Source organism: Bacteroidota bacterium, assembly GCA_016714535.1.
Taxonomy (GTDB): domain Bacteria; phylum Bacteroidota; class Bacteroidia; order AKYH767-A; family OLB10; genus JADKFV01.
Genome location: JADKDR010000006.1, coordinates 30,008 through 43,680 on the forward strand (window position 1 = coordinate 30,008; position 13,673 = coordinate 43,680).

14 protein-coding genes are annotated in these 13,673 nt (G+C 37.8%); 7 read left to right on the plus strand and 7 right to left on the minus strand.

Annotated features, from left to right (window positions below; all coding sequences use genetic code 11):
• Positions 1-12: 12 nt before the first annotated feature.
• The 4 genes from IPO27_09815 to IPO27_09830 form a co-directional block, all read right to left on the minus strand.
• Complete coding sequence (locus tag IPO27_09815; GenBank protein ID MBK8846810.1) at positions 13-1,008, minus strand: NAD-dependent epimerase/dehydratase family protein; 996 nt, start codon at positions 1,006-1,008, stop codon at positions 13-15.
• A 64-nt stretch (positions 1,009-1,072) separates the two neighbouring features.
• On the minus strand, positions 1,073-1,678 hold the full coding sequence (gene gldD, locus IPO27_09820) for a gliding motility lipoprotein GldD (protein ID MBK8846811.1): 606 nt from the start codon (positions 1,676-1,678) through the stop codon (positions 1,073-1,075).
• Between the two features lie 19 nt (positions 1,679-1,697).
• Complete coding sequence (gldE, locus tag IPO27_09825; protein MBK8846812.1) at positions 1,698-3,023, minus strand: gliding motility-associated protein GldE; 1,326 nt, start codon at positions 3,021-3,023, stop codon at positions 1,698-1,700.
• A 55-nt stretch (positions 3,024-3,078) separates the two neighbouring features.
• Complete coding sequence (locus IPO27_09830) at positions 3,079-3,504, minus strand: single-stranded DNA-binding protein (protein MBK8846813.1); 426 nt, start codon at positions 3,502-3,504, stop codon at positions 3,079-3,081.
• Positions 3,505-3,869: 365 nt separating this feature from the next.
• Between IPO27_09830 and wecB the strand changes: the two genes are divergently transcribed.
• The 7 genes from wecB (at position 3,870) to IPO27_09865 (ending at position 10,259) form a co-directional block, all read left to right on the plus strand.
• On the plus strand, positions 3,870-4,967 hold the full coding sequence (wecB, locus tag IPO27_09835) for a UDP-N-acetylglucosamine 2-epimerase (non-hydrolyzing) (protein ID MBK8846814.1): 1,098 nt from the start codon (positions 3,870-3,872) through the stop codon (positions 4,965-4,967).
• Between the two features lie 25 nt (positions 4,968-4,992).
• On the plus strand, positions 4,993-6,282 hold the full coding sequence (locus IPO27_09840) for a glycosyltransferase (GenBank protein MBK8846815.1): 1,290 nt from the start codon (positions 4,993-4,995) through the stop codon (positions 6,280-6,282).
• Between the two features lie 9 nt (positions 6,283-6,291).
• The gene (locus IPO27_09845) at positions 6,292-7,161 is read left to right on the plus strand and encodes a hypothetical protein (protein ID MBK8846816.1); all 870 of its coding nucleotides are present in this window, start codon (positions 6,292-6,294) and stop codon (positions 7,159-7,161) included.
• A gap of 126 nt (positions 7,162-7,287) precedes the next feature.
• The gene (locus tag IPO27_09850) at positions 7,288-8,316 is read left to right on the plus strand and encodes a hypothetical protein (GenBank protein ID MBK8846817.1); all 1,029 of its coding nucleotides are present in this window, start codon (positions 7,288-7,290) and stop codon (positions 8,314-8,316) included.
• Positions 8,317-8,318: 2 nt separating this feature from the next.
• Positions 8,319-9,230 carry an NAD(P)-dependent oxidoreductase gene (locus IPO27_09855; protein ID MBK8846818.1) on the plus strand — a complete coding sequence of 304 codons (912 nt, stop codon included), beginning with the start codon at positions 8,319-8,321 and terminating at the stop codon, positions 9,228-9,230.
• A gap of 369 nt (positions 9,231-9,599) precedes the next feature.
• A complete protein-coding gene (locus tag IPO27_09860; protein ID MBK8846819.1) occupies positions 9,600-9,827 on the plus strand; it encodes a hypothetical protein in 228 nt (75 codons plus the stop codon).
• A 33-nt stretch (positions 9,828-9,860) separates the two neighbouring features.
• Positions 9,861-10,259, plus strand: coding sequence for a hypothetical protein (locus IPO27_09865; protein MBK8846820.1), 399 nt, complete (start codon positions 9,861-9,863; stop codon positions 10,257-10,259).
• A 142-nt stretch (positions 10,260-10,401) separates the two neighbouring features.
• On the opposite strand, the gene IPO27_09870 is transcribed toward IPO27_09865, so the two are convergent.
• From IPO27_09870 to IPO27_09880, 3 genes are all read right to left on the minus strand, one after another.
• Entirely contained in the window at positions 10,402-11,859 is a 1,458-nt protein-coding gene (locus tag IPO27_09870; GenBank protein MBK8846821.1) for a DNRLRE domain-containing protein, read from the minus strand.
• Positions 11,860-12,463: 604 nt separating this feature from the next.
• Entirely contained in the window at positions 12,464-12,613 is a 150-nt protein-coding gene (locus IPO27_09875; protein ID MBK8846822.1) for a hypothetical protein, read from the minus strand.
• Positions 12,600-13,187 (minus strand): zeta toxin family protein, encoded by a 588-nt coding sequence (locus tag IPO27_09880; GenBank protein ID MBK8846823.1) that lies wholly within the window; start codon positions 13,185-13,187, stop codon positions 12,600-12,602. The genes IPO27_09875 and IPO27_09880 overlap by 14 nt, the downstream gene beginning before the upstream one ends.
• Positions 13,188-13,673: the final 486 nt, after the last annotated feature.

The following is a 13,673-nucleotide window of genomic DNA, read 5'->3' on the forward strand; positions in this document are numbered from 1 at the left end:
TAAGTAAGCCTATTATTTGCTTTGTAAATATTCGCTGCAAACACGTTTAAGCGTTTCATCTGATTTTGTAAATGTTACTCCCAATTGCTTAACTGCTTTATAGTTGGAATATCTGGCCCTGCGTTGCGAGGCTGCTGCAACATCTTTACTAACTATGGGCTCATGCCCGGTAAGCAGGCCATACACCCATTCAACTCTTGCGGCAAACGATGTCATCCATGGTCGCGCATAAATGGATGGTGGCTTCACACCCAGATTTAAGGCTATTTTTTCAAACAGCTCTTTGTAGCATATATTATCACCGTTAACTATGTAACGCTCATTGTTTACAGTTGATTCTAAAACAGTGGTAATGACTGTTACTACATCATTTACATCCACCATACCTGTACACCCACCCGGATAAAAGTTAAGCCCTTTAGCAATGCGGCCAATAAGCGCTGATGAATCGTTAGTCCAATTACCCTGTCCAATAATAAGAGAGGGGTTGAGAATAACCCCTTGCAAACCTTCGGCAAAGGCTCGCCAAACATGCATTTCGGCCAGGTACTTACTAAGGCCATAGGTCGTAACATATGCATCCGTTGCGCGTGGTGTGTTCTCATCAATTTCGCGGCCCGGGGCATCGCCCAGAGCGGCTATGGAGCTAATGTGAATTAACCGCTGCACCCCTTGGCGAAGGCAACTGTTGGCAACATTAGCCGTTGCATCAGCATTATTCCTAATAAGTAAATCGTAATCATTATTGGTAAATGATACATAGGCCGCAGTATGAATTACTATATCCATGCCTTGTGTAACTGTATCCGTATACGTAGGGTCGGTTAAGTCGCCTATCTCCCATGTTATACGGTTTACCTCAACACCATTTTGCACTGCTAACCCGTTTAGTAGTTTAAGTGACGATTTTTCTCTTCTTGCGCCAAACAATTCATGACTACTCTTTAAGAGCTTAACGGCAAGGTGCGAGCCTAACAATCCGGTTGCTCCGGTTATAAGTATTTTCATAACCGAGAAAAAATGTATAAAGTAAAAGTACTTAGCCTTCGTATCATAGGTTTGTTATGACTTGTTATTTCCACTCCAAACTTTGAATTAAGGTATCAATATCAGCTTTACAAAAACTGATAACCGGTTGCAGCGAATCGTAATTAGGAGCAGCATTAAAATACAAGGCCCCCCTTAAAAAATGATTTACACTATCGGTAACATAAAACTGCACGCTGCAAGCAGCATTGCCCTCAATGTCATAATACAATCCCTGTGCACTCTTATCGGAATTGAATACAATGCGTGGTTCTATGGCATCTGCTTTAACGGTATGCTTATACACCAGGTCGTAACAATCCTGCAAGTGTTTTGGCAAGTCGCCCTTAAGTTGGCGATAGGTTAAATGTATTTCGCCATTATAGGTGGGGTAAGAAACATTCATCCAACATTTTTCTTCAGGCCTTGCTGCATCAGCTACCATGGTAGCAATGTTGGCTTTCTTAAAACTAAAAGGGCAATCGGCAGGGCTATAGCGTTCATAAGAACGCGTAGGCTGGTCAATACGGAAATAACCTCGTGGCTTGGGCAATGCATCGGTTGAGCAACTGTTGCCAAGCAATATGAATGCTATTGCAAGACATAATGCACTTAAAAAATAATAACTATGCTTAGCTGTTCTCTTTATCATATATACTTACCGTAACAAGCTACACCTTCCTCGAAACCTTTACCCTCTTTATTTTGCGCCTGTCGGCAGCTTCAATGGTGAAACTAATATTGCCATATCTTATTACATCATTTTTCTGAGGAATTTTTCCTGCCAGTTCAAGTATCAACCCTGCAAGCGTAACGGCCTCGCTTTCGTGTGGTTCTAACAGACTCAATTCTATTTGCATAATCCTGCTTACATCCATGAGCATTATCTTTGCTTCGAATACAAAATTATGTTCATCGAGTTTGCTATAGTTAGGTTCTTCATCATCAAACTCATCATTCAATTCTCCTACTATTTCTTCAAGCACATCTTCTAAGGTAACTATTCCGCTTACACCGCCATACTCATCAACAATTACAGCAAAATGTGTTTTGCGTTCCTGGAAATCTTCAAGCAAATCATTTATCTTTTTGCTTTCAGGAACGAAAAAGGGCTCGCGCATAAGCTTGTGCCAATCAAAATCATCACCTTCGTTTATATGTGCTAACAGGTCTTTTATATGTAAAATGCCTTTTATATTATCTATACTCTCATCGTACACCGGCACACGCGAGTAACCGGATTCAATTATCTTTTTTAATAATTCAATGAACTTGGTATCGAACTCAAAAGCAACCAGATCGGGCCGCGTGCGCATTATTTGCGTAACATCAATATTGCCAAATTTAACGATACCCTTTAATATTTTTTTCTCCTCTATCGGAGTGCTCTGGTCACTGGCAATATCAATAGCATGATTAAGCTCATCGATGGTAATACTATAATTTTGTGCTTTTACATTTTTTTCAATCATATTGGTGGCAGAGGTAAGGGCAAAGCTTATAGGAGAAAGTAATTTGCTTACAGCATAAATAGGGAAAGCCATTTGCGCGGCTATAAATTCGCTTTTGCGTGTGGCATATACTTTGGGAAGTACTTCGCCAAACATGATAATGATAAAAGTGACCACCCCAATTTCGATAATGGTTCCAAGCAATGGATTTGTGGTAAAGTCAAAAATAGACTCTAAAACAATGGAAGAAAGTATAACAATGGCAATGTTTACAAAGTTGTTTGCGATAAGTAACGTAGCTATAAGTTTGTTTGGCTGAGCAAGCAAGTTTGTAAGAATACCTGCCGCACGCTTATGATTGCCATTTCGCATGCCTTCGAGTTGCTCACTACGCAACGAAAAAAAGGCCACTTCGCTACCTGAAAAAAGTGATGAACATACTAACAAAATTAAAATTGAAAGTAGCTGAAATACAATGCTGAAATCGAAAGGCCTGATTATAACGGAAAGTTGCACGACTAATTCAGCCCGCGAGTGTGTGTCCAATTTTATATAATTAATTTTTCGATTGCAAATATACCGCAAATAAATTGCACTTTGATTAAAAAGGCAAATCGCCTGCAGCATCATTTTCAATGCTGAAATTATCATGTCTCTCATGCGAGGCCTCCGGTGCCGGGTTTTCGCCAGTAATCTTGCGGCCCAGCAGGGTTAAGCTATCCCCCACTATTTCTACACTTGAATGTTTTATTCCATCTTTATCGTCCCACTGCCTGCTGCGTATTCTGCCTTCTACATAAATAAGTTGCCCCTTTTTTAATTGAAGTTTTTCAACACTTTCGGCAAGTCGCTGCCACAAAACAATATGATGCCATTCCTTTTGTTCACGCCTTTGCCCATCGCGTGTCTTATACACTTCGTTAGTTGCAAGTGGAAATTTAGCCATGGTATTGCCACCTTCAAGATGACGAATCTCCGGTTCTTTGCCAAGATTACCTATCAGCATCACTTTGTTTAGTCCAGACATTTTTAGTTATGATTATTAAGAGTTATGGACCTCAATATTATTAAAAAAATAATATCCTGAATAAGTTTTTGACAATTGCTAAAGCCTGCTTTTTCGCCTCAAGTAAAATAGCCTTAGTACTTCCTTAATAGGCATTTCACCTTAAATAGCTTACTTTTTTTGGGGTCAATGTAAACAGTACCTTACTATTCAAATCCGCAAAGTTTTATATCAGGGTTCATTTTTTGCCAAAATGCACTTGTAAGTTTGAATGAGGAGGCAATAATCACTTAATTTGCTCCCTCAATTAAAAAATGAGGTTTGGGAACATACCTAAAACCAGATACCTGATTTTCGGTATCCGTTTTAATTGTAACATCAATCATATGAAGAAAAAACTTTTATTAATAGTAGGAACACGGCCAAACTTTATAAAGATCACACAATTTCATCATTTCAATAATCAACTTGGCAATCCTTTCGAAATAAAAATATTGCACACCGGCCAACATTATGATGATAAGATGGCAGATGTTTTTTTCAGACAATTTGAATTAACACCCGACTATTTCTTAAACATACCTGCCTCGAGCGCCAATACGCAAATGGCAGAAATAATGCTGCGCCTTGAGCCAATTGTACAAGGCTATATGCCTGATTTGATGATGGTGGTGGGTGATGTTAATTCTACCTTTGCTGCTGCCCTTACCGCCAATAAAATGGGAATAAAAGTGGCACATGTAGAAAGTGGGTTGCGCAGTTTTGACCGAACCATGCCCGAAGAATACAATCGCATATTAACCGATGAAATTACTAATTTCTTTTTTGTTACCGAACAAAGTGGCATGGATCACTTATTGAAAGAAGGCAAGAGCAAAGAGGATATTTATTTAGTGGGCAATACCATGATTGACACCCTGGTAGGGTTTGAAAATAAAATTCAGCAAAGTGATATTCTTACTCAATATGGATTGACTCCCAAAAAATTTGTATTGATGACCATGCATCGTCCGGCAACCGTAGATTTTAAAGAAGGCCTCGAAAAGCTTTTGCAGATTATCAATTTTGTAACAAACGAATACCACCTGGTATTTCCTATACATCCACGCACCTTGCATCGCATTGATTCTTTTGGCTTAAAAGAAAAATTTGTAAGCAATAAAAAATTAATTTTGACAGAGCCGCTCGATTATTTCGCTTTTCAAAAGCTAACCAGTGATTGCATATTTGTACTTACCGACAGCGGTGGCATTCAGGAAGAATCAACCTACCGGCAAGTGCCCTGCCTTACCTTGCGACCCAATACCGAACGGCCCAGTACCGTTAGTATAGGTAGTAATGAGTTGGTGCCATTTGAAACAGAGATTATTAAAAACAAAATAGAATCCATTATCAACGGATCTTATAAAAAAGGAAATATACCTCCGCTATGGGATGGTAAAGCAACACTGCGTATATTGCAAACCTTACAGAGTACTTTATAAATACCTTCACGAAAACTACCGGTAAATGCACATTCTGATTATTCCATCATGGTACAAATCCATTAACGAACCTGTACTTGGCAGCTTCTTCGAAGAGCAGGCGCGTGGATTGATGCAAGAAGGAAACAAAGTGGGCATTATGTATTCTAATTTTTATCCGCTAAAAAAGATTTTTGAAAAAAAGGCAGAGTACATTTATTACATGGATGACAATGGCATTCCGACCTATTCATTCGCCATACAAAGCTTTGTACCCCGATCGCGTGACTTAAACTATTATTATATTGGTCTTGCTACTGTTCGCGTATTTAAACATTATGTAAAGCAAAATGGCTTTCCGGATATTATACATGCTCACAGTGCATTTCATGCCGGCATAGCTGCTGCGTTTCTCAGCAAAAAATATAATATTCCATATGTGATTACAGAACATCTTACCCATTATATGACAGGCGGTATCAATCATGTGGACGACTTGGAATACGCGCGAAAAATATTTACGGGTGCATCAAGGGCTTTTGCAGTTAGTAATGCCTTTAAAATTGAGCTGACCAAAACCTTAAACCTTACCGATAACACCTTTAAGGTGATGCACAACATGGTGAGCAATCACTTTTTTGAAAATGCATTTGAGAAAAAATATATTCAAGGTGAGCCCTTTATTTTTTTGATTAACTCGTTTCTAAATGCACGTAAAAATCATGAACTTGCCTTTAGCGCTCTTCGCATTTTAATAGATAAAAAGTACAATGTCAAAATAAGAGTTGGAGGATATGGAGAATATGAAACGGAGTTGCGCAGAATAATTGCATCATTGCGCCTTCAAAACCATGTTACCTTGCTTGGTTCGCTTAGCAGGGCGGCTGTAAAAGAAGAGATGAGCAACAGCCATGCCTTTTTGCTGCCAAGTAAATATGAAACCTTTGGTGTGGTGCTAATTGAAAGCATGGCATGTGGCAGGCCTGTAATAAGCACTAACAGCGGAGGCCCGGCTGATATAGTAACCGAGCATAATGGAATTTTGCTTCACACTTTTGATGTAAATGATTTTGCCAATGCGATGGAGCAAATGATTTTAAATTATGACACGTATGATCAGCAAGCAATTTCAAATCACTGTTTCGAAAATTATTCGCAAACACGCATCAGCAATTTGCTGATGAAAGAATATGCTGAAGTGCTGGCAAGCAATAAAACTGCTACTTCGGTTGTGTCGGGTAATAACACCAACTTGCTGCTTACATTTAATTACTGTCCTTATTTTGCTTCGCAGCCGGTAGACTATGTGCAATACTTAATTGATACAACCAATTAGGTGCTTGCCATGTTAAAAGAAGAATCTGTTCATGCGGCCTTTTTTGTTGATATTTTCTGGCTGCAGCAACTCCAAAATAGATCACTAAAGCATGCTAGTGTGCTTGAACATTATACGGCAGTAGTTAATCAGTTGCAGCAATTGTTAATGCAAGGCCATCGTTTATTTATACTATATAATCCTTGCTGGATGTTGGCAAGGTACAATGAGCAAACACAACAATGGCAGGTAACCGGCCAGGAGCCAACAGACGAAAAATCGGTTTGGGATACCGGTGTAACTGCCATGGAAATTATTTCGTCTATTTATAATTCGGCAGGGGTACCTTTAGCTGAATTAGGTATTCGAAGTTATCCGGCCTTCGAAAAATATGTATTGCGTTTTATTGAAACCTATTCGGATGAAATACGATATGACTTTTCGTTAATACAAGCCATAACCGGGAATACAAATTTCGCGTATACACTTTTAAACAATGGGCAAACGGGCAACACACAAAAAATGTTTGAATCTTACATACAGGTGAGTAAGAGTTCAGACAATCTTTTAAATAATTTAGCCTTGCTCCTTAAGCCATCTTTGAAAATACGCAGAGAATTGGAAAAACGGGAAAAAGATGCGATGACATCATTTGCACTTGATACTACTATAAACAAGCAACTACATGTAATTGAGTTGGAAAAAATGTCCGACTCTCAATATAAAAATCTGTTGCAAACCAATTCGGGAAACTATTATCTCAACGGCAATTTGAGATTGCTTGATGAAAACAAAATTGAAAAATTAGGAAAGGCATTAAAAGGATTGCGCCAATCTTTTGTGCTAAATGATATTGTCACCATTCTTGAAAAAAATGGAACTGTAAAAATTAACCCCTAGCCTAAACAACCTCAGACCATGATCTATTTTACATATGCAGAACCATATAGTGGCGTATTATCTAGCCAAGCTATAGACGTCTGTATTTTTTTGAGACAAAATCTCAATGTAAAAATCAGGTTGGTAATGCTTATATCAATTCGCAATTTTTTTGCTGAACGCAAAAAAATAAAACAGGAATTGCCCAGTGCGTGGGTAATTCCCATGTTTCCAAAAATGTCGTCATGGCGGCTTAACCGCTTTACACTTTTATTTATTTGCTTGCTTACGGGCGAACGTGTTATTATAGCCCGCAATGTGCTTGCAGCACACATAGCATTAGCTCTGCGCAAATGGGGCATTGTAAAAAAGGTGTGCTACGATGGCCGTGGGGCAATGACAGCCGAATGGAACGAATACAAGGTTGTTCCCAGCATTGATATAAGCCGCGACATCGTACAACTGGAAGCAGACGCAGTAATTAAGTCAAACTTTAGAATAGCCGTATCAAACCATCTTGTTATCTATTGGAAAAACACATTTAACTATGCTGACCAAAACCATGTAGTTATACCTTGCACACTTAATTCGGGTTTTCGAAAACTGGAAATAACAACCGAAAAAATAAAAGCAGCGCGTAATCACCTTAACTTTGCCGATGATGAATGTATCCTCGTTTATTCTGGCTCTACATCTGGGTGGCAATCTTTTTATCTTATTAGTGATTTTTTAAAGCAGCTATTTAGTGTTTCCAAAAAATACCAGGTTGTTTTTTTAAGCGAATCCAATAAAGAGATAGAAAAGTTGATTAGCGAATTTCCGGATTTAGTAACACAACGTTGGCTTCCCCATAAGCAGGTACAAAAAGTACTGATGGCATGTGACTATGGAGTTATGATACGCGAAAATTCGATAACTAACCGGGTAGCCTCCCCAACAAAATTTGCCGAATATTTGAGTGCAGGTCTAAAAATATTAACCAGCGACAATCTGGGCGATTATACAGAATTTGTAATGGAACATAAATGCGGAATGGTAGTTAATTCGAAAGAAGCTATACGCTTAAGCCCATTGAGCACAGCTGATCGAACAGAAAATATTAAACTAACCGATGCCTTCTTTACCAAGCAGGCGCAAATGATGAATTATAAAAAACTAATAGATAATTTAAAGTAAGGATGAGTAAAATTTTGGTAACCGGAGGAGCAGGGTTTATAGGAAGCGCAGTCATAAAACATTTACAACAAGCACAGCACGAGATTTTCGTTATTGATAATTTAAGTTTTGGCAACAGGGATTTTATTCAAGTGAACGATACACATTTTTTTAAGCATGATATACTTGACCGCGCCACTGTTATAGAATTATTTACAAAAATAAAACCCGATATTGTGTTACATCTGGCAGCTATACACTTCATACCATATTGCAACGCACATCCGCATGAGTCGGCCAATATAAATATACAAGGCACTATCAATGTACTTGATGCCGCTCATATTGCCGGAGTTAAGCAATTGCTATTTGCCAGCACAGCAGCAGTTTACCCTATTAGTGATGAAGCCGTAAGCGAGACCAATGCAACAGGGCCTATGGATATCTATGGCCTTTCGAAACTTGCAGGCGAACATCTTTGCAACGAATTTTTCTTGCAATCAGGAATCAATACCATTGTGTGCAGATTTTTTAATGCGTTTGGCCCTAACGAAACTAATCCACACCTCATTCCTGAAATAGAAAAACAAATTAAGGAAGGCACCCGCACCATCAAACTTGGAAACCTCACTCCGAAGAGGGATTTTATTCATACCTACGATATGGCAAGTGCCATGGAAATTATATTAGCTAAACTGAACGAAGGACTGCATGTAATAAACCTTGGTCGTGGAATAGAATATTCTGTAGTAGAAATAGTGGAAGCATTTGAAAAAAATCTTGGCGAAAAAATCACGATTGAAGTAGAAGAAGCTCGTGTGCGCAAAGTAGAGCGCATGCATCTGCTGGCAGATGTTTCTAAATTAAAATCATTGGGCTGGGAACCTAAAATAAGCATAGAAGAAGGAACCAAGACCCTGCTCCAGAATAATTAACCTGACCACATTTTACTTAGTGCTTCAACGAATTAAAATCTAAACGGGCATTACTAAACGCACACTTGCTCTCCCATAATTTCATATAACTAAAATAGATACTTAGACAAATATGAACTTGATGAAATCTGTTATCATCATTTATTTGTAATCGTGCTTTTCGGTATTAAATGCACAAAAGAAAATTACCCATCAGGATGTAGGATGGTATATGGTGGCAATTACATACAAGGTGCGCCTTAATTTAACCTGGTACGCAGAAACAGAAGGCCGGACATTTATGAATACCCAAAAATTAAATCAGTGATATGTTCGAACAATAATGAAGTATAAATTTAAATCGGCATTGAACTTGGTCCCGGCTTTGCTTTGTTTCAATCGCTACCAAACGATGCTTTTTATACTGAGCGAAAAATTACCAATGAACTACGACCCTATGTTGAAGTAAACCATGCAACCATTTTTGGTAAGTATAAATTTAGTAAGCGATTTTGGAGCGAAGCCCGCTATTTTGGTATAAACGATAACGTGGCCAATGAGCTGGTATGGAGGCAACGACTTCGACTTATGGTTGATCGAAAAATTTATTCCAAGTAAAATTTTTCGCTTACACTTGCTATTTAGAATGATATGATGATCAATACAGATAAGCAAATTACGCATAACATATTTGATCAAAACCGCTTAGGTGCCAATGCAGCTATAGCGTTTAATAAACAGATTACCTTAGCGTTATCGTACTTTGATTTTTACCAATCAACCAACATAGCAGCCTCATTGCTAAACAGGAAAATGTATCACCTAAGTCTTATTTTATATTTTGAGAATAAAAAAAAGCGGGCAATAAGCCCGCCTTTCACGAATAAAAAATACCGCTTACAATTAATTGTAAGTTGTTTGCTGAGGATTGAAATTCCCCCATTTATCGGTCCAATTGGTTGCACCAAACGCTCCCTGATAATTTACACTTTCGAGTTTGTGTCGTTGAAAGCATCAGGGATTAAAGAGGTAAAAAAAAGAAGGGGATAGAAAGCATACTCTTTCTTGTCCGCTGCACACTTTATTACTTGCACCCACTTTCAGCATCCTATAAGCCCCTCTTTTTTTATTTCTTCTGATCTTCGTGCTAGCGGCATGTGCTTCTCTCAGTCCAAAGCGTTTTCGTATATAATTATTGTATGGTTAATTTCTGCGTAAACACTTTTTCTCCATCACTAACCTTTACAAAATAAATACCTCGCGACAATTCAGAAACATTTATTTCCTTTTTAAACAAACCCGCACACAAAACCTCACTTCGCGAAATCTTCTCTCCAATTACATTGAATAATTCAATTGTGACTTTTGATTTAATTTTCTTGCCCGACTCGACATAAAAATTATTTTGTACAGGATTAGGATAAATAATAAAAGGTGAATCGTAAATTGTTTCCATTCCAGTTTGTACAGTATAGCAAATATCAAGCTTAGGGTTTTTAGTCGGATTAGAATAATTGCTTGAAGCAAATACCAACGAACGAAACTGTTGTTCCGTCTCAAGCCTTATCATAAAACCAAAACTATTCAGCGGGTTATTGTACATATCACTTACCAATTGCGTCACATCAATATTCAGATAGTCCTGGTTTGCAAAAACAGATGCAGGAATTGATGCTTTATTCAAAGGAGTAGAAGTTGGTTGCGTCATCCACGTTACAGTTTTCTCATCCCAATAAGATGTGACCCGCTGTATAAATCCGTTGTTCGGACCGCTCAACCATGAATGCACTCCATTTGCGTAATTAGTTGTTGGATTGTTGTAAAGCGAAAGAGAAGCGGAAGTAATTATTGCATTGCTTGGAATGGTTGACATATCAAATTCCAATAAAGACCTGCCCGTATCGGGAATTCCTATGTTTGTCCATGCATGTGCACCAATAGCGTCCTGGCCTCCATAATTCGTAGTTGCATTATTGTAAGGCGGAGCATTCCAGATTATGGCATCCGTCCCGCATCCGTCATGCGGTTGAAGCGTAAAGCAAGCAGTTGTCGGTGGCTGATAATTTATCGTGAGCTTAGGCCATTTTGATGAAACAGTATAGTCACTTGATGCAAAGACCATCGCCCTGAAATTAATTTCATCCTGCAATCGAAGCATAAAACCAAAACTGTTCAGAGGATTATTAATCATATCCTGCACAAGCGCAGTCACATCAATGCTTGGATAATCTTGGTTCGGACTTACACTTGCAGACACAGTCGCTTCATTTTGTGTCGTACTTGTTGGCTGGTTAAACCATGTTACAGTATTTTCATTCCATGATGAAGTAACTCTCTGCACATACAAATCATTCCCTCCGCTCAATGTTGAATGCTGACCTGAAAAATATGTTGTTGCAGGATTATTATATAAAGAAAGATAAGCAGAAGTAATTACTGAACCTATAGGTATTGCGCTAAGATCAAATTGAATTAAAGTTCTTCCTGTATCCGGCACACCTGCATTTGTCCATGCATGCGCTCCCATTGCATCCCAAGTGCCATAATTGGTATTACCATTATTAAAAGGTGGAGCATTCCATATTAATGCATCTTTTCCGCAATTGGAATCAGGTTGCATAATCAACTCCGACTGCTGACCGTAAACCATCACAGATGATAGTGCAAAAACAAGGCTTAGTAAAGTTTTTCATTTTGATTTGGGTTGGTTGGTTAGAATTATTTATGGTAAATTAATGCTCAAATATATAAAGTTGTTGTGTCGTCATAGCATTGCCACAAACGCCAGTCTGTGAAAAAACCAAACGGCCACTAAGAACACGCTAATTACATGTGGTAAAAATAAAAATTACAACAACACTGATGACATACCTTAGCAAATAAGAATAAAATATGAATCACAAACCAGCAGGCTGCCAATATAAAATTGAAATATCAAGTTTAAATTGCAATATTGGATTAGAAAATGTTGTGTGTTATGTGCATGCCTAGCAGGTAAGCAAAATTAGACAAGTGTTTTAAGTGCAACATATATACCCTTAGTTAAAATCATTAAACTTCCTACTAAACTTCGATACAAATACACCTATCCACAGCAAAAGCTGTATCTTATTTTAAGCGCAACGTGGCTGGTGTTGCTGAACATTTATCCCGTTAGCTTGCGGTCGGGACCATCTATACACAAAACACCTCACTTGCTTTACTCGTTATGGGGTTTTGTATAGATGGCTAAATGCTTTGGCGAAGCACCTTTATCACGGCTTTATTTTCACTATTTTGTTGCCTCTCATTACAACTAACTCCGTATTTTTTTGTTTCTTAAACTCCACCAATTTTTCGTAAACTTTTTCAAGTCCCACTAAAATCTTATTTCTAAGTTCTATTTGTTTTTCAACTGTTGTCATTATATATTTTTTTTAGTTCATTAAACCTTATATCATCAATAATATTTATTATTCCGTCAACTGTTTTCTCAGCTAAAAGTTCATGTTGCCCATTTGAATTATCAAAAATCAATGTTCCATCTGCAATTGGCAAGTAAATCTCAAAAAGATTTTTTATTCCTCTGTAATATCTCCTTTCAATAATTTCTGATTCAATATTATGTCCTCCTTCAGAAACCCTAATTTTTACACGCTCTTTGGCTAATTCAACATTTTGAAGCCAAAAGAAAAGCAAAGTTATAGTATATCCTTTGTCTTTTGCTTCTCTAATTTTCGACTTATAACTTCTGGTTGATAGTGTCGTTTCAAAAGCGAAATTTTCATTGCTTTTTAACAGCTCATCAATTCTTTTTAGCATTATTCTTCCAGCTTCAAATGCTACTTTTTCGGGTTGAAACGGTGATAATCCTTTTGCAATTTCGTCAGCGTTTACAAATTCCTTACAGTCAATAATTTCTGGAAGAATAGTAAACGAAGCTGTTGTTTTACCTGCTCCATTGCAACCAGCAATTATGTAAAGGTTTTTGTCGGTCATAATTTACAAACTTACAAAATAATAAGGTCAGTTTTACAGTGTCTATTTCTTTGAAATTTGACTATGCAATTCGCCCAACGTCAGCCTGTGAAAAAACCAAACAGCCCGCAGCTACACGTTAATAACATGTCGTAAAAATAAAAATTACAACAACACCTTTTACCTACCTTAGCAAAAAAGAAATAAATTATGCATCACATACCCGCGGTGTGCCGTAATCAAATGGAGATATCCAATTTTGATTGCAACATTGGAACAGAAAATGTTGTGTGTTTTATTGATGCCGCGCAGGTAATCAAAATTAGGCAAGTGTTTTAAGTGCAACATATATACCCTTAGTTAAAATCATTAAACTTCCTACTAAACTTCGATACAGATACACCTAAGCACACCAAGGACTTTAGTTCTTACTAAGTGCATCCCGGCTCGTGTCGCTGAACATTTATCCCGTTAGCTTGCGGTCGGGACCATCTATAAACAGAAAAC

Bases quoted from the DNA above. Each gene is read 5' to 3' on its own strand.
- IPO27_09845 (MBK8846816.1), top strand. From the start codon at position 6,292: ATGTTAAAAGAAGAATCTGTTCATGCGGCCTTTTTTGTTGATATTTTC.
- IPO27_09870 (MBK8846821.1), bottom strand. From the start codon at position 11,859: ATGGTTTACGGTCAGCAGTCGGAGTTGATTATGCAACCTGATTCCAAT.
- IPO27_09880 (MBK8846823.1), bottom strand. From the start codon at position 13,187: ATGACCGACAAAAACCTTTACATAATTGCTGGTTGCAATGGAGCAGGT.
- IPO27_09815 (MBK8846810.1), bottom strand. From the start codon at position 1,008: ATGAAAATACTTATAACCGGAGCAACCGGATTGTTAGGCTCGCACCTT.
- IPO27_09840 (MBK8846815.1), top strand. From the start codon at position 4,993: ATGCACATTCTGATTATTCCATCATGGTACAAATCCATTAACGAACCT.
- gldD (MBK8846811.1), bottom strand. From the start codon at position 1,678: ATGATAAAGAGAACAGCTAAGCATAGTTATTATTTTTTAAGTGCATTA.
- wecB (MBK8846814.1), top strand. From the start codon at position 3,870: ATGAAGAAAAAACTTTTATTAATAGTAGGAACACGGCCAAACTTTATA.
- IPO27_09830 (MBK8846813.1), bottom strand. From the start codon at position 3,504: ATGTCTGGACTAAACAAAGTGATGCTGATAGGTAATCTTGGCAAAGAA.
- IPO27_09850 (MBK8846817.1), top strand. From the start codon at position 7,288: ATGCTTATATCAATTCGCAATTTTTTTGCTGAACGCAAAAAAATAAAA.
- IPO27_09875 (MBK8846822.1), bottom strand. From the start codon at position 12,613: ATGACAACAGTTGAAAAACAAATAGAACTTAGAAATAAGATTTTAGTG.
- IPO27_09855 (MBK8846818.1), top strand. From the start codon at position 8,319: ATGAGTAAAATTTTGGTAACCGGAGGAGCAGGGTTTATAGGAAGCGCA.
- IPO27_09865 (MBK8846820.1), top strand. From the start codon at position 9,861: ATGATGATCAATACAGATAAGCAAATTACGCATAACATATTTGATCAA.